Below are 19817 nucleotides of genomic sequence, written 5' to 3' on the forward strand. Positions count from 1 at the left end.
GCCCGGTTGATCGGCCAGGCGACGGGCGCGGCGCTGGTTGCGTTGAGCTTCAGTATTGCGGGGCGTCACGGACCGGCGCTGGCGTTGGCGATTGGCGCGGGATTCGCGGGAACGGCGAGTATCGCGAGCGTATTGCGGCTGATGACTCGCGATAAACCGATTGAAAGCATGCGTCCTGCCAGCGATTGAAGCGGTTGAACCGAAGGCTGCTTCAACGCGCCGCCCGCCTCCCTACACCCCCATCAACGCCGCCTTCGCCGCCGCGACCGGCTGCGTCCAGTCGCCGAGCGCGGTTTGCTTGAACAGGCGCATGCCGGGATACCACGGGCTGTCATCGCGATCCAGCATCCATCGCCAGTCATAGTTCGCAGGCAAGAATACCCACACCGGCTTGCCGAGCGCGCCTGCCAGATGCGCCACCGACGTATCCACCGTCATCACGAGATCAAGCTGTTCGATGAGCGCGGCGGTATCGGCGAAATTGTCGATCAGGTCGGTCAGGTCGTACGGCTTCCGCGCGCAATCCGCACTGGCAAGCTGGTCGCGTGCCTTGCCTTTTTGGAGCGAGAACCACGCCGTGTCGGCGACCTCTGCGAGCGGCGACCACGCGGAAAATGGCATCGACCGATAGCGATCATTGCCGAACGTCGGGCTCCCCGCCCACACAATCCCGATTTTCCGACGCTTGCCCGCCAGCTTCGCCACGCGCGCCGGCCAACCGCCTATGCGCTCGGTGCTCACGCTCATGTACGGCGTGTTGGCGAGCACGCCGCGCACGTGTTCGCCCAAGTGATGGGGGACGCTCATCGACGGGGTCCAGAAGTCGTATCCCTCGGTTGATCCGGACGTTATTGCCCGACGCACGCCTTTCACGCTTTGCACCAGTTCCACGATGTTCTCCGGCACCTGCATGTCGACAGTTGCACCCATTTGCGCGAGCACCGTGGCGTATCGCGCGAACTGCATCTGGTCTCCGTGTCCCTGTTCGCCGACGAGCAACAGCGTGCGCCCTTTCAGCGATTCCCCGCGCCATTCCGGGATTCCCGGAATGTGAAGCGGCTGGTACTTGCTCGAACGCCAGCGTACTTCGTGCAACGCCCAGCCTTCCTTGAAATCCCCGCGTCGCAGGTTTAGCAATGCGAGGTTGTGCTGCGCATCGGCGTGGTCGGGGTCTAGCGTCAGTGCGTGCAGGTAATACGGCTCCTCTTCCCGGAAGCGGCCTTGCGAGCCGATCGCCGCGCCCACGCAAACGTGGATTTGCGGATCGTCGCGCAACTGCAATGCTCGCCGATACGCCGTTTCCGCTTCCTCGAAGCGCCCGTAGAGCCCAAGCGTGGTGCCCAGGTTCACGCTCGCCTCAAAGTGATCCGGCTGCAACGCGAGCGCCTTTTTCAGGCTCTTCACGGACTCGTCAAAACGCGCGAGTTCGCGCAGCGCATTGCCTTCGCCGAAACGCGCATCGAAATTGTCGGAATGGTGGGCGATGACCGCCCGATACGTCGCCAGTGCGTCGTCGTAGCGCTTTGCGCGGGCGAGCGACGCCCCGAGGTTCAATTGGGCATCGAGGAAATCGGGCGTTTGTGCGAGCACGATCTGGAGCTGCTCGATGGCTTCAGCGTACCGGCCTTGCTTGTGCAACGCGACGCCGAGGTTGTTGCGCGCATTGGAAAACGCCGGATCGATGGCAAGCGCGCGTCCCTGGCACTCCACCGCGTGGGGCAAATCGCCGAGCGCACCCGCCACCAGCCCGCGATTGCTCCAGCACGCGGAGGCGTCGAGCGCGAGGGCCAGCGCGTGATCGAGGAGTTTCGCAGCGCCTTCGTTGTCACCCTGTTGATGCAGCAAAACACCGAGGTAATGGAGCGCGTCGACGTGATCGGGACGCTCTATGAGAATCGCGCGATAACCGGATTCCGCTTCGGCGAGACGGCCGGATTGATGATGATCGAGGGAAAGGGCGAGGGGCGCGGCGAGTTGATTCATGGCGGGTGGGATCGGCGAAGTGGCAACCCACCGATGCTAGAGCGTGCGATCTTAGCGAGCTATCGGACTGCTCCTATCCCAAGTTTCATGAAGTGAGGATATGCGTTGCGCGTTCCCGCAGGGCGCGCGCTCTGGGCGCTGGCGCTTGGCATCCCCAAGCGCCATTCCCATCCTCAAATCCTTCGGACTTTCACCTTCTTGCCCTTCACCTTCCCCGACGATAACTTCTTCACCGCCTGATCGGCAATATCCCTCGCAACGGCCACATACGTGACCATGTCGGTGACATTAATCTTGCCGATCTGCGAACCCTCAAACCCCGCGTCGCCCGTCAGCGCACCCAGGACATCGCCGGGACGAATCTTTTCCTTACGGCCACCCAGGATCTGCAAAGTTGCCATTGGCGGCTGAAGATGGCCGGGCGTGGCGGGCGTCAGTTCGCTCAGCTTGTGCCACTCCACTTCCTTCTTTTGCGCCTGCTCAAGACTGCTGACGCGCGCCATCTCGTTCATGCTCACCAAACTTAATGCCCAACCTTCTTCATCGGCACGACCGGTGCGGCCAATGCGGTGCACATGAATCTCGGGGTCCTGCGTCACATCGACGTTGATCACCGCTTCCAGTTGCGCAATGTCGAGGCCGCGCGCGGCGACATCGGTGGCTACCAGCACGGAACAACTGCGATTGGCGAACTGCACCAACACCTGATCGCGTTCGCGCTGTTCCAGCTCACCATGCAACGCAAGCGCGTTAAAACCCTGCGCCACCAACACATCAAGCAAATCGCGACATTGCTGCTTCGTGTTGCAAAACGCAAGGGTGCTCACGGGCTGATAGTGATCGAGCAACATGCCGACGGCGTGAAGCCGCTCGTTGTCGTCGACTTCGTAAAAGCGCTGCTTGATCTTCGAATTCGTGTGCTGCTCGGTAAGCTTGACCTCCTGCGGCTTGCGCAGGAATTGCTGGCTCAACTTCGCGATGCCTTCCGGATACGTCGCCGAAAACAACAGCGTCTGGCGGTCCTTCGGACATTGCTTCACCACCGCGACGATGTCGTCGAAGAAGCCCATGTCGAGCATCCGGTCGGCTTCATCGAGGACCAGCGTCTTGAGCGCGGTGAGAGGCAACGTGCCGCGTTCCAGGTGATCCATGATCCGTCCCGGCGTTCCCACCGCGATATGCGCGCCATGTTCGAGACTGGCGATTTGCGGGCGCATGGGCGAGCCGCCGCACAGCGTCAGGATCTTGATGTTGTCTTCCGCACGCGCAATCCGGCGAATCTCCTGCGTCACCTGGTCCGCGAGCTCACGCGTGGGACACAGCACAAGCGCCTGCACGGAAAAGAGCCTTGGATCGATCTTCGCGAGCAACGGCAACGCGAACGCGGCGGTCTTGCCACTGCCCGTCTTGGCCTGCGCGATGAGGTCGTGCCCTGCGAGCGCGATCGGCAGGCTGGCGGCCTGGATCGGGGTCATCGTCAGATAACCGAGTTGCTCAAGGTTCGCCAGCATCGCGGGCGAGAGCGGCAACGTACTGAATGAGGTAGCTGTGGTCATGGACTTAGTTCGCAGCCGGTTTCGGCGGGACCGAGTTGTCCTGCTCGTAGGTGATCGTGCCGTCGGGGGCGTCGTGGCGCAGCACCCGGTTGCGCGTGCCGCACATGGGGCAGCGGTACATCAGGCCCTGGCCTTCGTTCTTGATAAGCACGTCGGCGAGTTGCCATTCGGCACCGCACGGCTGGTTTCGGCAGATAAACATGATCGGATCGTATATTTGAGGCGGGGTGATAAGGGACGCAAGGCGTGACGCCCGAACGTCGTGCGCCACGGCGGCGCCGGCGTGGCCGGCGCTCCGTGTTTACGCGATAGAAGCCGAAGTGTACGCGTACCTGCGGCAACTGCCTCATTTTGCGGCGTTTTCGGCCCGCGCGTCCAAGCTCGCGGCAATGCCCGGGATGCGATCGGCTAAACTTGCAGCCACCAAAATAACGAGCGGCCACGCCCTCCACGCGACCTTCCCGATGCGAATCCTGCACACCTCGGACTGGCATTTCGGCCAGTTCTTCCTCGGGCATTCCAGACAAGCCGAACATCAGAAGCTGATTACCTGGCTGGTCGATCAGACGCGCCTGCACGCGGTGGATGCGGTGTTGATAGCAGGCGATATCTTCGATACGAGTGCCCCACCCAGCTATGCACGCGAGCTGTATAACCGGCTGATCCTGGCTTTGCGCGAGGCAAACGTAGGACTGATTCTGCTCGCCGGCAATCATGATTCCGTGGCCGTACTCGACGAGTCGCGCGACCTGCTGAAGGCGCTGAACACGGTGGTGATTACGTCGGTCCAGGATGATCCGAACGAGCAGATCCGCGTGCTCAATACACGCGACGGCAAGCCCGGCGCGATTGTTTGCGCGATTCCGTTTATCCGGCCACGCGATGTCCTGCAAAGCGTCGCGGGACAAACCGCGCAGGAAAAGCAGGCGTCGCTTCAGGACGCGATCCACGCGCATTATCGGACGCTGCATGAGCTGGCGGAGCAAAAGCGCGTGGAACTCGGCGCGCATTTGCCGATTATCGCGACGGGCCACTTGACCACCGTGGGCGCGAGCGCGAGCGAATCGGTACGCGAGATCTACGTCGGCGCGCTGGAAGCGTTTCCGACCGCCGCGTTTCCCGCTGCCGATTACATCGCGCTCGGGCATATTCACCGGCCGCAGAAAGTAGGCGGATTCGAGCACATCCGGTACAGCGGATCGCCAATCGCCCTGAGCTTCGACGAAGCGCGCCAGCAAAAGGAAATGCTCCTCGTCGATTTGTCCCTCAATGGTCTTGAAAGCGTCACGCCGCTCGAAATCCCCTGCTTCCAGACGATGTTATCGGTGACAGGATCGTTGAAAGAACTCGAACCGGCGATCGCCGCCGCTGCGGCGCAAGCGGTTGAAGGCGAGACGGTATGGCTCGAAGTCATCGTCGCCGCCGACGACTATCTCAGCGACCTTCACGCGCGCATCCAGAAGATCACAGCGACCTTGCCCGTCGAAGTATTGCGCATCCGGCGGGAGCGTTCGTCGGCATTGATGGCGTTGCAAAGCCAGGCCAGGGAAACCTTGAACGAACTCACACCCGACGACGTTTTCGCGCGCCGCCTGCAAGGCGAAACGATCGACGATGAAACGCGCCTGCAGCTTGTCGCGATGTATCGGGAAGTGGTCGCGGGTATCGGCGAGGCGGACGCGGCATGAAAATCCTCTCGCTACGTTTGCTCAACCTGAACTCGCTGAAGGGCGAGTGGAAGATCGATTTCAGCCAGCCGCCCTTTCGCGACAACGGCCTGTTCGCCATTACGGGACCGACCGGCGCCGGCAAGACAACTTTGCTCGATGCCATTTGTCTCGCGCTCTATCACCGCACGCCGCGCATGGATTCGGTGTCGCAAGGGTCCAACGAATTGATGACGCGGCAGACGTTTGAATGTCTCGCGGAAGTCGAGTTCGAGGTCAAAGGCGTGGGGTATCGGGCGTTCTGGAGCCAGCGCCGCGCCCGCGATAGAGCCGACGGCAACCTGCAAGCGCCGAAGGTGGAACTGGCGCGGCTCGATGGGACGATCCTGACCGAGCGGATCGTGGACAAGCTGAAGCTCGTTGAAGAGATCACGGGTCTCGATTTCGGCCGTTTCACCAAATCGATGATGCTCGCGCAAGGCGGTTTCGCCGCGTTCCTTGAAGCCCGGGCGAACGAGCGCGCCGAGTTGCTTGAAGAGCTGACCGGCACCGATATCTACGGCGTTATCTCGCAGCAAGTGTTCGAACGGATGCGGGGCGAGAAGCTTGCTCTCGACACGCTTCAAGGCCGCGCGGAGGGCCTTCAGTTGCTCTCCGATGAACAGCGTACGGAACTCGCGCAAATGCAGGCCGCGCTGGGTGAACGCGAGACGACGCTGGGCAAGCAACTCGACACCACACGGTCGATGCTGCAATGGCGGGTGAATGTATCGGCGGCGGAAAAGCAGGTTGACATCGCTGTTGAAAATGAGCGGCAGGCACTGCAAAAGCTCGCCGATGCCAAGCCCGAACTCGACCGCCTCGCCGCGAGCGAGCCCGCCGAAAAGCTGCGTGCCAGTCACACCGCGATGGTGGCCGCGTGCGAATCGCACCGCGATACGGCTCAGCATCTGGTCAAGGTCAAGGCCGAAAAAGAAGCCGCGTCACTCGATGCCGCGCGCAACCTGCGCATCGCTTCTGTCATGCGCGAACGCATTGCGACGCAGCGGCAACATGCGTTGAACGAGGTGTTATCGGCGGCCAAGGTCGTTCAAGCCACCGTCGATGAACATCCGCACCGGAGCAAGCTAGGCGAGCAGATCGCAATGTGGCGCACGCTATTCGATGCACGTATGCAGACATTGGCGGACGTTGAGAAGACGTCGGTCAAGCAACGCGAATTCGCGGCGCTCATTGAGAAGCTGGCGCGTCAACACGAGGTCCAGCGCGTCAATGTGCAGATGACGCTGGAACACGCGCTGCGTTCGCGCAATGGCGAAGCCGAGCAGCGGGCGAAGCTTCTGGCCACGCTCGACGGAGAGGACGAAGCCGCGCTCAAAGCCCGTTGCAAGCAACTCAACCAGCAGAGACATGTGTTCGCTGAGCTGACCGCGATCGGTGAGACTTTGAACAAGGGCGCAAAGCAAGTAACGCTCGATCGCGAGGAACTTGCTCAGAAAAATGCGTCATCGCGTACGTCGACTGAGCAGCGCGACGCTCGGGCAAAAGAGATCAAGGCGCTTGCCGAACAGATTGAAGACAAGCGCACGATGCTCAAGCAGGAGCAACGCATTCTCCTACTTGCCGACCATCGCGCGGCGTTGCAGGCCGCCGAAGCGTGCCCTTTGTGCGGATCCATTGAACACCCGGCGATCAGCGCTTACCAGGCGCTCGATATCTCGGCGACAGAGAACGCGTTAAAGGACAAGGAGCGCTTGCTTCATGCTGCGCGCGAGCAATCCGAGACGCTTGCCGCTTCGATTGCTGCGTCGGGAACTGCGATCGAGCAGCTTCAAAAGCGCATAGATCAATGGCTCGCCGACGAAACTACGCACGCGGCGAATTGGCGAGAATTGTGTGCGCAACTGGAGCTTGCCGGGATCGATCGTGACGCGCTAAGTTCACATATCGACGCGCACGCTGTGAAGTTGGCAAAGGCCGAAAGCACCCTCCACGAAGTCGAAAAACTCAGCGCATTGATCGCACAAGCGAGCGAAACCACAAACAAAGCAGAACGAACTTCCGTGCAACATCAGCACGATTTGAAGTTGCTTGAAGGGCAGCAAACGTCCGCTACAAATTCGCTGAAAGAGACCACCGATCACGCCGCCTCTTTAACTAGCCTCCTGACGAAACGGGAGCAAGCGCTCGACGAATCGGTGACGGCTATCGGCTATGCGCGTCCCGACGGGTGGGCGCAATGGCAAGCATGGCTGGCCGAGCGCGAGAGCGAATGGCGCGCGTGGCAGGCGGCATCGGAGAGAAGTCGCGTGTTATCCAAGCAGTCCGATCAAGCAAGGCATCTGCTCGAAGCCACCTCACTGGAAGCGGGCAATTGGGCCTCGCGGTGGTCCGCGTGCGCGGCGGATTTCCCTTCGCTGGCATCGGAGCCTTTAGTCGACACGACGGATCACGACGCTGCGTTCCAGAGCGCCGCGCAACAATATGAAGCATCGCGTGACAAGGCAAACACGCTGGATGGCAATTCGAAAGCGCTCAACACGCGCTTGCATGAAGACACGAAGCTCGTGGAGAAGACCTCGTCGGAATGGACGACCGCGCTGGCACAAAGTACCTTCGCCGATGAACACGCGTTCTCCGAAGCACTGCTTGCCAACGACGAACGCGAGCGGCTGCAAAAGCTAAAGCGCGAGCTCGAAGCATTGTCGACGACGGTCCACACGTTGCGGGCGAAAGCGGAGGACACGCGCGGCGAATTACTGAAAGAGCCGAAAACAGATCAGCCCGCCGATGTCCTGCAACAGCAGCTTGACCATGCATCGGCGTCACTCAAGACCGTGACACAGCAACAAGGCGAACTTCGCGCAACGCTTACCAGCGACGACAAACTGCGTCGTGATCGCGCGGCTCTGTTCGAACAAATCGATGCCCAGCGCCAGCGCTATGACCTGTGGCAACGGTTGAGCAGTCTTATCGGTTCCGCCGATGGCGCAAAATATCGCAAGTTCGCGCAAGGCCTGACGCTCGACCATTTGATTTATCTCGCCAATCGCCAGCTCATGCAACTACACGGCCGTTATCAACTGAGCCGAAAAGTGGTGGGCGATCTGGAAATGGAAGTGCTCGACCTGTGGCAAGGCGACGTGGCACGTGACACGCGCACGCTTTCGGGCGGCGAGAGCTTCTTGGTGAGTCTTGCGCTGGCTTTGGCGCTGTCGGATCTAGTGAGCCACAAGACGTCCATCGATTCCTTGTTTCTCGATGAAGGCTTTGGCACGCTCGATAGCGAAACACTCGAAATTGCGCTGAACGCGCTCGATTCGTTGAATGCGAGTGGCAAGATGATCGGCGTAATTAGCCACGTGGAAGCGCTGAAAGAGCGCATTCCACTGCAGATCAGAGTGGCGAAAGGCGTGGGTATCGGCTTTTCGACGGTGGAAGTAGTGGGCGGCTGACAGGCGCCTACGACTCGCTACGAACCACCAGTTCCCCGTTCGCGATTTGCTGGGTCAGGAAGAACGGCATATCCAGCCGCCATTCTCCGTTCTGCACGTTTGCCGTGTAATCGAACAGGGGATTGCCATCGCGCGAACTGAAAATCAGGCGTTGCGCCGCGCCATGCGCAAGTTCGCTCGTGCCGCCGATCGCCTGGTAGCTGGTGTTGCTGCCCACGTGAAATTTCTCCGTGTCCCATCTATTCGGCGCGTGCGGCGGAAATGGCTTCGCGTCGTGAAAACCGAACAAGTCATCGTGGGTAAGCACGCTTTGACGCAACGTCGGCCAAACGTGTTCACGCAAATAGTGTTGATCGATGAAACGGCCGCTCTTAGCGTTCTTCTCCGCGAATTGCTGCATCGATTCGATCATGTTGTTCAACACGCCCGTGCATCCGCCCCAGAGCCCGGCGAGAATCAGTTCGGTATGCGTAAAGTAATCGCGGATCAGATGGAAGTAGTAGGGGCTTCGCACCCATTCTTGTACCGCTGCGTATTCGCGTTCGGACAGGAGTGCATCGGCATCGCGAAGAAGGAATCGTTTGACGCGGGGATCATCGACGACCAGGAAGCGCCACATCAGCGGATGGACCTTGCTGTCTTCATTCATGAAGACCACGTCCGCACCAGCGTCTTTGAGCCTGCGCGAAACGTGTTCGGGTACGGTCGCGTCGAGATAAACGCGGCACGTCCACCCTTTGAACACATCGCGGGTCATTTGCGCGTTCATCACGGCCGGTTCGCAATATCGTGGATTCGATCCGAATAGTGAATACGAGATCACGTTTTCCGAGGGCCGGGATGCGTCGAATGCGGGCGGTGCGTGGTCGGGAATAGGCGCGCTTGGCTTTGCGCCGCAAATGGCGTCCGACGCACGTAGCGAGCGCAATCCGTATTCACGCACTTCATCGTGCTTCTCCATCCATCCGCAAACTTCGGTCAGCCCATCGAGCCAGGTAGCCGATGCCAACTTACGTTGACTCGCCGACGCGTTCAATATGCTCATGTACACGCGATACGCGTGTACGTAGTTATTGATACGCATCAGGCACAGCGCGTAGTCCGGCAGGATTGACATGTTGTTCGGCGTAATGCGAAGCGCTTCTTCGGCGAATTTCGCACCACGTTGATAGTCGCCGTTGGCGTAGGCCGCCTGGAATTTCGCTGCCATTTCCATGAATCGCGCTTGCGTCGCGGCAGTTATTTGACGTGTGCCGCCGGATTGTTTCGCTTTGGGGATTGGTGCTCGTGTCATGTGTTCGATTCGGTGAAAAGCGAGCGGGCATCGCGGGTGCGCGCTGATTCGCGGGCGGCAATAGCCGTTTTGGATTCAGCGTGAACTTTAAACGCCACGGTGCCGATTGCCGATGGCGGGGACCGTTTTTCACAATTTCAGGGACGGTGGTCGCTACGCTCTCTGGTTTATGGTGCCGATGACCATTGACCGAGTTATCATTGAGTGATAAGTTAAAGACCATGAGTGACCGCGATGCCAGTCTCGATACGCTTCTATTGCTTGATGGAGAAACGTTCGTCGCTGACGCAGCGGGAAAACATTGGGTCAAGTTTGCTATACGGCGGATTTCGGGCACGCCAGAGCGGCCGCACGGCCTTAGCTATTCTCTGACGCTGCACGCCGAGGACGGCCGTCGCATTCTTGGCTTTGATAACGCGCATGCGATCCGCGAAGGAACGGGGCCCGGAGCCCGGACGCGCATCGAACACGACCACCGGCACAGCGCAGAAACGGTGCGGTTTTATACCTATCTGGACGCTGCCACACTGCTGGCAGATTTGTGGACAGAGGTTGACGCAGTTTTGCAAGAAAGGAGTAACGAGCCATGGATACACTGAAAGTGGGTATCGCCAACCTCGAACAATACAAGGCCCGCACAATGGCGATTGCGCGTGGGCAATACGTCCCTGGTCCCGACGAACCAAAGGTCTGGTTTCAGTCGCTGGAAAGCTTCGCGCGCGTGCTTTCGGACAAAAACCGTGCGTTGCTGACACTGATCGTGCAGACAGAGCCGACCTCCCTCCGCGAGCTTGCCGAGAAGACCGGCCGCGCCGAATCTAACCTGTCGCGCACGCTCAAGACTATGGAAAGACACGGCCTAGTGCATTTTGAGAAGGGCGCCGGCCGCCAGCTCGTTCCGCGCGTGAATTATTCCGGCGTCGAGTTGGAGATGTCGTTCGAGTAAAGCCGGGCGCCGGCGAGCGGGCGCTTTGATGCCCAACGACTACAAAGCTAAAACGGTCACCCCCACATCGATCCGATGCGAACCCCCGCCTAAAATCATTCCTCTCAGCAACGAAACATCGCTGTAATCACGCCCCGTCGCGAGCGTGACATGATCAAGATCGGCCAATACGTCGTTCGTCGGATCGAGGTCGATCCAGCCATTGCCCGGGCAATAAACAGATACCCACGCGTGCGATGCATCCGCGCCAATCAACCGTTCCTGCCCCGGCGGCGGATCGTTGCGCAAATACCCGCTCACATAACGCGCCGGCAAACCCAGCGCGCGCATGCATCCAATCATCACCTGCGCGAAATCCTGACAAACGCCACGCCGCAGTTCAAACGCGTGCTGCGCAGGGGTATCGTAGGAAGTCGCAGTCGGCCGATACTTGAAGTCGGCATAAATCCGATGCATCAAATCAATCGCACCTTCAGCGAGCGGCCTCCCTGGCGTGAAACTTTCGAGCGCGTAGTCGCGCAATTCCTGCCCCAGCCCAATATTCGGCGACGCATAACAAAACTCCGTCTCCGGCAAAAACGGCGCACCCACTTTGAAACGCATCCCCGCCGCAACGCTGTCCCAAGCGGGCGTGGCGGCCGCATCAAGCGAGGACCAGCGCGGCGTCAACTCGACGGTCGTTTCGCTGAGCATCTGCAGCGATTTATGCGGCGACTCAAGCGAAAAATACAACACGTCGTTGCCGAACGTATCGACGCGATTCTTCAAATACAACGGCTGCGGCTCAATGCTCTCGGTATGCGCAATCACGCGCTGCCACGCACAGTTCAGCGGACGAATCGTCGCGAGATGCTGCGCTGTCTCCACAAACGTGGAATAGCGGTACGTCGTCCGGTGCGACACAGACAACACGGTTTTATCGGTCTTCATGCTGTCACCCGCGATGCCTGCATATTCGCATGGCTAAAGTAACGCGCGCTGATTTCATGCGCCGCGCTGGCAACGTGATCGCCAAGCCTGTCGCAGACATCCATTAGTTCGGTGTGCATGCCATGTTTATCGGTCGCGCAAAGATGCTCCAATCCGGGAAGCGATTCGAGGAGCGCGGTGGCATCGGCGAAAGGAACGTGGCTCGTGCTGCCAGCCGCGAGCGAAATCTCGTTCAGCTTCTTGCACAGACGCGAGTACGTGCCATACAGTCCGCGCGGATTGGTCGGCTCGACAACCAGCAAATCGAGCAGCGCAGGAATCTCGAACCGGCCGGGATAAAGCGATCGATACGTCAACGTACTATCGAAAAGTTGCAGCAGCAGATCAAAGCCTGCCGGCGTCGCGAATTGCCCGTGCTCGGCGGCGACGCGCAAGAACGTCGTCATGGTCGACACGCGCTCGATTTGCCGCCCCACAAAAATCAGCCGCCACGCTTCGTCGCGCGTCATGCGGTCGCCTTGCGCGCCGCTGATGGCGAGGAGCTGCGTGGTGAGCGTTTCAAGCGTTCGCGTCAGCAAGACCCGGTCGTAACGCTCCACGCCAGGCGCGGGCTTCAACTCGACCAGTGCATCGCGGAAATCATTTCTTGCCGCCAGGATCGTGCGCCAGTGATCGGTGGAAAGGCGTCCCCGAATCTCGCCGCTGGCCCGCGCCTGGCTCGCCAGATTCTGTCCGATACTCGCAGCCGCGCCCTGCTCGCCAAGGTTCGTGACCAGCATCCATTCGAATGCATGCGTGCTCATCCCTTCCAGTCTCGCGGTCGCTGGCAACAAGCCGCAATACGACGCCAGCTCGATCATGGTTTCGAGCATGCCCTCCGAGTCGGCGCTATCCAGCGACGACAAAATCACCCGCAACAAGCGCACGTTGTTCTCGGCACGCTCGCTATATCGGCCAGCCCAAAAGAGGTTTTCCGCCGCACGGCTCGACACCGTCCGATGCTTGCGTTCGAGATCGGCAGGCTTCATTGGCGTGGGTAGAAGGGAAAAGCTCGAACTCGGCTTGCTCGACAGCACCCACGTGTCGACGCTGCTGCCGCCAAATTGCATCGATACCGTCGGCTGCTTTTCTGCGCCGAGTCGCGTGAAGCCGCCCGGCATCACGGACCAGCCGCCGTTGACATCGGCGATTGCGTAGACGCGCAACACTGAAGGCCGGCCGACAATCGTATTTTCCTGATAACGCGGCGCGTGCGAACCGGGGAAGGGCTTGTGAAGCGTGAAGGCGTCGGGCATCGCGTCGATCCGCTTGCGCCACTCGGCCAATGACTGCAAGCCGTCGCCCGCGCCACGCGGGGCGCGGCCATCGAGTTCCACGCCGGGCCAGGTGGGAATGACGAAGGCCTGATCGAGCTGTTTCACTGCTGCGTCGTGCGCGGCTTTTTCACCGCACCACCATGTCGGCACGCTGGCAAGCGACAACGGCTCGTCCAGCAACGTGCGCGAAATGGCCGGAAGAAAACCATGCAATGCGGGCGATTCGACAAAGCCCGAACCCGGCACGTTCGACACCATCACCTTTCCGGCTCGCATCACCTGCAGCAAACCCGGCACGCCGATGGTCGAATCGGCCCGAAGTTCGACCGGATCGCAAAACGCGTCGTCCAGACGCCGCATCAGGACGTGAACGCGTTCCAGACCGGCGAAGGTTTTCAGGAACAGCATGTCGTCGCGCACGGTCAGGTCTTTACCCTCGACCAGCGTCACGCCGAGATAGCGCGCGAGAAACGCGTGCTCGAAGAACGTCTCGCTGAACGGCCCCGGCGTCAGCAACGCGATATGCGGCGAGCCCTCCCCGCCCATCGTCGCGCGACCGCCCTGGACCAGCGTCGCCATCAACTGCGAGTAGGACGGCGCGAGCCGCTGCACGTGCATCGCGCGAAAGGGATCGGCGAACACGTTGGACACGATCAGCCGGTTTTCCAGCGCGTAGCCAAGGCCGGAAGGCGCTTCCGTCCGATGCGCCATGACCGTCCATGCGCCGTTCGGCCCACGCGCCAAATCCACCGCCACGAGTTGCAGGTACTGACCGCCGGGCGGCACGAAACCCTTCACCGAGCGGAGATAACCGGGATGGCCGAACACCAGCGCAGGCGGCAAAAGCCCGCTGTGCAGCAAGGTTTGCGCGCCGTAGATATCGCCGACAATCGCATTGAGCAACTTGGCGCGCTGCGTCACGCCGCGCTCGATCACGGCCCATTCGGCCTCGTTGATCAGGAACGGCAGGAGGTCGAGCGCCCACGGCCTCGGCTCGCCGTTGTCGGCATAGACGTTGTAGCTGATGTCGTTATCGCGGACTTGCTGCGCGATGGACGCCGTGGCGCCTTCCAGGCCCGCAAGGCCTTCGTCGCCGAGAATATTGAAGAACTGGCGCCACGTTTCCCGCAACTGGCCCGACGGATCGCGCAACTCGTCCCAATGGCCCTCCCGGACCGGAACCGCGCGAAGAGGTGACGATACATTCGCGCGGTTCGCGGTTGTTTCAAAGGGAAGGGTCGATTGCGATTGAAAGGCCAAGTTGTACTTTGTCGTGAGGTGGGATTACCGGCGGCGCAAATCGAGCGTGAAAGGGAATTCCAGACTGCGCACGGGTTCTCCGACGAGCATGCGTCCGGGCGTATGCCCTGTCATGAAGAAACGCGCGCGTCGCCGGCTTTCCGCTTCGTATGCGTTGACCGGGAAGGTCGAATAGCTGCGCCCGCCCGGGTGGGCTACATGATACCGGCATCCCCCTATGGAGCGTCCGCTCCATGTATCGACGATATCGAATGTCAGCGGCGCATCCACGCCAATGGTGGGATGCAGCGCCGACGGCTGCGACCACGCCCGGAAGCGCACGGCGGCCACGTGTTCGCTCGCGCGGCCGGTGGGTTGCAGCGGCAAGGGCACGCCATTCACCGTCACCACGTGGCGATTGCCGTTGAGCCCGAGCACTTTGACTTCGAGCCTCTCCACCGTCGAATCCACATAGCGCACCGTTCCTCCCGGCGACCCTTCTTCGCCCATGACATGCCACGGTTCAAGCGCGCTGCGCACCGTCAATTCGATGCCAGCCGTGTGGACCGCGCCGACCATCGGGAAACGGAATTCGAAGTGCGGCGCGAACCAGTCGGCGTCGAACGCGTAGCCCGCTTCGTTCAGGTCGTCGATGACATCGTCGAAATCCATCTTGATGAACGAGCCGAGCAGGAAGCGATCGTGCAACTCCGTGCCCCAGCGCGTGAGGCGTGTGGTGTACGGCTTGTCCCAGAACTTCGCGACCAGCGCGCGCAGCAGCAATTGCTGCACGAGACTCATGCGCGCGTGCGGCGGCATTTCGAAACCGCGCAGCTCGAGCAGGCCGAGACGGCCGTTGGGGCCATCGGGGGAATACAGCTTGTCGATACAGAATTCCGCGCGGTGCGTGTTGCCCGTTACATCGATAAGCAAATTGCGCAACGCCCGGTCGATCATCCACGGCGGCAGCTTCGCGCTTTCACGCCCGCCGATGCGATCCAGTTGATGCTGGATCTCGGCGAACGCGATTTCGAGTTCGTACAGCTGGTCGTTGCGCGCTTCGTCCACGCGCGGCGCCTGGCTCGTGGGACCGAGGAAGAGGCCCGAGAACAGGTACGACATCGACGGATGGTTGATGAAGTACGCGATCATGCTCGCGAGCAGGTCGGGGCGCCGTAGGAACGGGCTATCGGCCGGCGTTGCGCCGCCGAGCACGAAGTGATTGCCCCCGCCGGTTCCTGTATGGCGGCCGTCGACCATGAACTTCTCGGTGCTCAGGTAGCTTTCATGCGCCGACTGGTACAGGTACTCGGTGTGATCGACGAGTTGATCCCAGTTCGATGCCGGATGAATGTTCACTTCAATCACGCCCGGGTCCGGCGTCACTTGCAGCATCTTGAGACGGACGTCGCGCGGCGGCGGATAGCCTTCGACCACCACCTTCATCTTCAAATCGGCCGCTGTCGCTTCGATGGCCGCGAGCAGGTCGAGGTAATCGTCGAGTTCGGTCACCGGCGGCATGAAGACGTGCAGCAGGCTCCTGCCGCTGCCAAACGATTCGGCCTCGACCTTGGGGCCGGCCGCGCGCGCCGGATCGCGTGCTTCCACGCACAAAGCCGTCCGACGAATCCAGTGAGCGGATTCGCCGCGAGCGGGTTGGCGTTGGTCGGCTGCGGCTGAGGACGTTGACGCGGCTGGGCCGTTTAGCGCTTTCCCGGGGCCTTCACCGCCCGGCGACATACCACCACCTTCGACGAAAGGCCGCTGATATTGCATCCTCAGTTCCGACGCCTCGCGCAACGGCGCGGGCGGCGAAAATGGATCGTGCGGATGTTGATACGGGAAATCGGCGGCGTTCACCCAGGGCAGCGATTCCAGCGGCAATCGATACCCCATCGGCGAATCGCCTGGAATCAGGTACATGCGGTCATCGCGGAAAAACCAGGGGCCGCTGACCCATCTCGCGGCCCGCAAAGGCACATCGCGTTCGCGCGTGATCGGCAGCACGTAGCCCGTCACCGCCGATAACCCCGCGTCGAACACGCGCCGCAGGCGCACGCGTTCGAGTTCGTCCTCAAGTTCCGATTCGAACGGATCGACGTTCACCGGCAGGCGGCGTTCGCGCCACAGGTAGTAGAACGTGTCCTCGTAGCCCGGCGTGATGTGCTTCGTGTCCAGCCCAAGCTTGTTCGTCAGGTGTGCGATGAAACGCTGCGCGTCTTCCGCCGTGTAGTGGCCGGGATCGCGCTCATCGGCGAAAAGCTTCGGGTCTTCCCAGATCGGCTGGCCATCGGCGCGCCAGAACAGGGACATCGCCCAGCGCGGCAATTGCTCGCCCGGATACCACTTGCCTTGACCGAGATGGAGGAAACCGCCCACGCCGTAGCGCGCACGCAGCTTGTCCATCAATGAGACCGCGTAGCCGCGCTTCGTCGGTCCCAGGGCGTCCGTGTTCCATTCGGCCGCGTCGCGATCGCTGACTGCGACGAACGTCGGCTCGCCGCCCATGGTCAGGCGCACGTCCATATCGGCGAGTTGCTTGTCGACCTGCGCGCCCATTTCCTGCACGGCCGACCACACCTCTTCCGTGTACGGCTTCGTCACGCGCGGCGTTTCGAGCACGCGCTGGATTTGCATGATGTGCTCGAATTCGACTTCGCTTTCGTCGACCGCGCCGGATATGGGCGCCGCGCTGCCCGGTTCCGGCGTGCACGCGACCGGAATGTGGCCTTCGCCGGCGAACAGGCCCGACGTCGGGTCGAGTCCGATCCATCCTGCACCCGGAAGGTACACCTCGCACCACGCGTGGAGGTCGGTGAAGTCGACTTCGGTGCCGCTCGGGCCGTCGAGCGATTTCTGGTCGGGCGTGAGCTGGATCAGGTAGCCCGAGACGAAACGCGCCGCGAGTCCGAGCTGCCTGAGCACGTCCACGAGCAGCCAGCCCGTATCGCGACACGAGCCGAGCGCCTTTTCAAGCGTCTCTTCCGGCGTCTGCACGCCCGGTTCCATGCGGATCACATAGCCAATATCGCCTTGCAGACGCTGGTTCAGCGCGACCAGGAAATCGGCGGTGACGACAGGCGTTTTATCGATGCTATCGATGAACTTCTTCAAAAGCGGCGTCAGCTCGCCTTTGACCAGATACGGAGCGAGTTCCGCGGCGAGTTCCGGCGCGTATTTGAATGGAAACTTCTCGGCTTCCGGTTCGAGGAAAAAATCGAACGGGTTATAGACCGCCATTTCCGCGATCAAGTCGATGGTGATCTTGAACTCGCGCGTCTTCTCCGGGAAGACGAGACGCGCCTGATAGTTCGCGAACGGGTCCTGCTGCCAGTTGATGAAATGCTCGGCCGGTTCGACCCGCATCGAGTACGACAAAATGGGCGTGCGGCAGTGCGGCGCCGGTCGCAGGCGCACGACCTGCGGAGAGAGGCCGACAAGGCGGTCATAACGGTAGTGCGTGACATGGTTCAACGCGACGCGGATAGACACACCTGACTCCTGGACGAGATTTGGCAGTTCTGAAAAGCAAGGCTTATGCCGGTGAGCCCGATTTCATATCCAGCAAGGCTTTGCGATGATTACGCGATACGTGTGGCTATATTATTTTGTCTTGGTTGGTGGGGTTTTTGTTTGGCACGCACCAAAATAACGCATTCATGTTGGCTCGATGGGTGAGGTTGGACGGGCGGAGCGGCGGCATGCGTTTTGCTGCTCGGGTTTGATTCGTGGTTCGTGGTTGTTCGCGATTGCTTACGATTGTTCGCGCCACTCCTTGAGTGTTAGAGCCTATCTTCCGATTATGAAAACATTTCATTGCGACCGATGCCAGCAACACGTTTTCTTCGAAAACGTGAAATGCGAATCCTGCGCCGCCCTGCTCGGCTACGTGCCCGGCCTGGGCGCAGTCAGCGCGTTCGAACCAGCCGATGATGCCGGGCTCTGGCGCAGCCTGAACGCTGACACGAACGGCGCGCTGTTTAAGCAGTGCACCAACTACTCGCTGGAGAACGTGTGCAACTGGATGATCCCCGCTGATTCAGTCGAAACGCTGTGTCCTGCCTGCAAACTCACCAACACGATACCGAATCTCGCTCAGCCGGAAAACCGCGTCTACTGGTATCGGCTGGAAACGGCGAAAAGACGGCTGCTTTATGCGTTATCGGCGCTGGGGCTGAAGGTCGAGTCGCGGCATGTGAATCCCGAGGGAGGGTTGAGGTTCGAGTTCCTGGAGGACGGCGGGGTTGGGGAGAAGGTGCTCACCGGACACGATAACGGGCTGATCACGATGAATATCGCCGAAGCCGATGACGCGCATCGCGAGAAGCTTAGGACGGAGATGGGGGAGCCTTATCGGACGTTGCTAGGGCATTTCCGGCACGAGATCGGACATTATTATTTTGATCAGTTGGTTACGGGATCGAAATGGGAAGAGCCGTTTCGGGAGATGTTCGGGGATCAAAGGGTGGATTACGCGGCGGCTTTGGCGAAGCACTATCAGGACGGGCCGCCAGCGGACTGGGATGCCTCGTTTGTGAGTGCCTATGCGACGACGCATCCGTGGGAGGATTGGGCCGAGACCTGGGCGCATTACCTGCATATTGTCGACACGATCGATACGGCGGCGGCTTGTGGGCTGGAGTTAAAGCCCGATGACGATAATGAGCCGACGCTGACGGATTCCACGCCGATTGAGAATAAAAGTTTCGATAACTTGATGAAGCGGTGGTTTCCGCTGACTTATGCGCTGAATAGCTTGAATCGGAGTTTGGGTTTGGCCGATGCTTATCCTTTTACGCTGGCGCCGAAGGTGGTGGAGAAGCTGCGGTTTGTGCACAACGTGATTGAGGCGGCGGGGAGCGGTGAGGTGGTGACTAAGGCGGAAGGGGTGATGTGAGGGGTTGGGGGTTTGGCTTTAAGGAAGGCGTCCCGGACGCCTCCTTGAACGTTGGCTTTGTGGAAGCCTGGGCCGAGCACGTCTACAGCCGGCGCCCCAAGCCCGAAACAGTCGAACGCGTCAGCCACCGGGGCTGTCCGTCATTAACGGCGGCCCGCTCAATCGCAGTGTTATCAGGTAGCGCTCGTCGTTCGGGTGGTTCTCGTGAACGACGCGGCGAATGTCGAGGATGATTTCATATTTGTTGTCGGCTATCCAATAGGTTATCGGATCGGATCGGTCACGGATTTGCGCTCGGATGGCTGGCGTATCCGCGATGGGGGGATTTTCAGCAGTCCGGGTTCGACGCCATCCTCCACGCAGCAGTTGGTCCTGCAAATCAATAAAAATCGCCATCGCGTCGTCAAGCGGCAATGTTTCGATTTGCGGCGATAGTGTCACTGACCACACGTTTCCCTGCTTGTCATAACCTACCGTCAGGAATTTCGCGACAGGCGCAATGAAGCCATATTGGGGGTCGTTGAAGTGTAATCT

The 19817-nt window shown here is 60.5% G+C and carries 13 protein-coding genes and 1 pseudogene; 6 read left to right on the top strand and 8 right to left on the bottom strand.

Annotation, left to right across the window (positions count from 1 at the left end; all coding sequences use genetic code 11):
• Positions 1–189, top strand: a pseudogene (locus WCA53_RS02135) (MFS transporter); the annotation flags it as partial.
• A gap of 42 nt (positions 190–231) precedes the next feature.
• Here the strand turns inward: WCA53_RS02135 and WCA53_RS02140 are convergent.
• From WCA53_RS02140 to WCA53_RS02150, 3 genes are all read right to left on the bottom strand, one after another.
• Complete coding sequence (locus WCA53_RS02140; protein WP_423904982.1) at positions 232–1983, bottom strand: tetratricopeptide repeat protein; 1752 nt, start codon at positions 1981–1983, stop codon at positions 232–234.
• 173 nt (positions 1984–2156) lie between these two features.
• Positions 2157–3539 carry an ATP-dependent RNA helicase DbpA gene (gene dbpA / locus WCA53_RS02145; protein WP_423904984.1) on the bottom strand — a complete coding sequence of 461 codons (1383 nt, stop codon included), beginning with the start codon at positions 3537–3539 and terminating at the stop codon, positions 2157–2159.
• A gap of 4 nt (positions 3540–3543) precedes the next feature.
• Positions 3544–3741, bottom strand: coding sequence for a hypothetical protein (locus WCA53_RS02150; protein WP_423904986.1), 198 nt, complete (start codon positions 3739–3741; stop codon positions 3544–3546).
• 262 nt (positions 3742–4003) lie between these two features.
• On the opposite strand from WCA53_RS02150, the gene sbcD reads away from it, so the two are divergent.
• Positions 4004–5227 carry an exonuclease subunit SbcD gene (gene sbcD / locus WCA53_RS02155; protein ID WP_423904989.1) on the top strand — a complete coding sequence of 408 codons (1224 nt, stop codon included), beginning with the start codon at positions 4004–4006 and terminating at the stop codon, positions 5225–5227.
• Positions 5224–8661: an AAA family ATPase gene (locus WCA53_RS02160; protein WP_423904990.1), complete on the top strand. Its 3438-nt coding sequence runs from the start codon at positions 5224–5226 to the stop codon at positions 8659–8661. The genes sbcD and WCA53_RS02160 overlap by 4 nt, the downstream gene beginning before the upstream one ends.
• A gap of 7 nt (positions 8662–8668) precedes the next feature.
• Here the strand turns inward: WCA53_RS02160 and WCA53_RS02165 are convergent, their stop codons facing one another.
• On the bottom strand, positions 8669–9877 hold the full coding sequence (locus tag WCA53_RS02165) for a tetratricopeptide repeat protein (RefSeq protein WP_423904992.1): 1209 nt from the start codon (positions 9875–9877) through the stop codon (positions 8669–8671).
• Between the two features lie 299 nt (positions 9878–10176).
• Here WCA53_RS02165 and WCA53_RS02170 point away from each other — a divergent pair, with 299 nt between their 5' ends.
• Positions 10177–10554, top strand: coding sequence for a toxin-antitoxin system TumE family protein (locus WCA53_RS02170; RefSeq protein WP_423904994.1), 378 nt, complete (start codon positions 10177–10179; stop codon positions 10552–10554).
• Positions 10542–10901, top strand: coding sequence for a MarR family transcriptional regulator (locus WCA53_RS02175; protein WP_423904996.1), 360 nt, complete (start codon positions 10542–10544; stop codon positions 10899–10901). Before WCA53_RS02170 ends, WCA53_RS02175 begins: the two co-directional genes overlap by 13 nt.
• 39 nt (positions 10902–10940) lie before the next feature.
• Here WCA53_RS02175 and WCA53_RS02180 read toward each other — a convergent pair whose 3' ends face one another.
• Genes WCA53_RS02180 through WCA53_RS02190 form a run of 3 tightly spaced genes read right to left on the bottom strand, consistent with a single transcriptional unit; the run spans position 10941 to position 17878 of the window.
• Positions 10941–11831, bottom strand: coding sequence for a transglutaminase family protein (locus WCA53_RS02180; RefSeq protein WP_423904998.1), 891 nt, complete (start codon positions 11829–11831; stop codon positions 10941–10943).
• The gene (locus WCA53_RS02185; protein WP_423905001.1) at positions 11828–14407 is read right to left on the bottom strand and encodes a circularly permuted type 2 ATP-grasp protein; all 2580 of its coding nucleotides are present in this window, start codon (positions 14405–14407) and stop codon (positions 11828–11830) included. The genes WCA53_RS02180 and WCA53_RS02185 overlap by 4 nt, the downstream gene beginning before the upstream one ends.
• A gap of 24 nt (positions 14408–14431) precedes the next feature.
• Positions 14432–17878 carry a DUF2126 domain-containing protein gene (locus WCA53_RS02190; RefSeq protein ID WP_423905003.1) on the bottom strand — a complete coding sequence of 1149 codons (3447 nt, stop codon included), beginning with the start codon at positions 17876–17878 and terminating at the stop codon, positions 14432–14434.
• 310 nt (positions 17879–18188) lie between these two features.
• Between WCA53_RS02190 and WCA53_RS02195 the strand changes: the two genes are divergently transcribed.
• Entirely contained in the window at positions 18189–19283 is a 1095-nt protein-coding gene (locus WCA53_RS02195; protein WP_423905007.1) for a zinc-binding metallopeptidase family protein, read from the top strand.
• 120 nt (positions 19284–19403) lie between these two features.
• Here WCA53_RS02195 and WCA53_RS02200 read toward each other — a convergent pair.
• A partial coding sequence (locus WCA53_RS02200) for a flagellar biosynthesis sigma factor (protein WP_423905005.1) occupies positions 19404–19817 on the bottom strand: 414 nt, incomplete at its 5' end.

The sequence above is a fragment of the Caballeronia sp. genome, assembly GCF_049581465.1.
Taxonomy (GTDB): Bacteria; Pseudomonadota; Gammaproteobacteria; order Burkholderiales; family Burkholderiaceae; genus Caballeronia.

Excerpts from the sequence above, each read along its gene's own strand:
- WCA53_RS02140 (WP_423904982.1), bottom strand. The coding sequence starts at position 1,983 with ATGAATCAACTCGCCGCGCCCCTCGCCCTTTCCCTCGATCATCATCAA.
- dbpA (WP_423904984.1), bottom strand. The coding sequence starts at position 3,539 with ATGACCACAGCTACCTCATTCAGTACGTTGCCGCTCTCGCCCGCGATG.
- WCA53_RS02150 (WP_423904986.1), bottom strand. The coding sequence starts at position 3,741 with ATGTTTATCTGCCGAAACCAGCCGTGCGGTGCCGAATGGCAACTCGCC.
- sbcD (WP_423904989.1), top strand. The coding sequence starts at position 4,004 with ATGCGAATCCTGCACACCTCGGACTGGCATTTCGGCCAGTTCTTCCTC.
- WCA53_RS02160 (WP_423904990.1), top strand. The coding sequence starts at position 5,224 with ATGAAAATCCTCTCGCTACGTTTGCTCAACCTGAACTCGCTGAAGGGC.
- WCA53_RS02165 (WP_423904992.1), bottom strand. The coding sequence starts at position 9,877 with ATGGAAATGGCAGCGAAATTCCAGGCGGCCTACGCCAACGGCGACTAT.
- WCA53_RS02170 (WP_423904994.1), top strand. The coding sequence starts at position 10,177 with ATGAGTGACCGCGATGCCAGTCTCGATACGCTTCTATTGCTTGATGGA.
- WCA53_RS02175 (WP_423904996.1), top strand. The coding sequence starts at position 10,542 with ATGGATACACTGAAAGTGGGTATCGCCAACCTCGAACAATACAAGGCC.
- WCA53_RS02180 (WP_423904998.1), bottom strand. The coding sequence starts at position 11,831 with ATGAAGACCGATAAAACCGTGTTGTCTGTGTCGCACCGGACGACGTAC.
- WCA53_RS02195 (WP_423905007.1), top strand. The coding sequence starts at position 18,189 with ATGAAAACATTTCATTGCGACCGATGCCAGCAACACGTTTTCTTCGAA.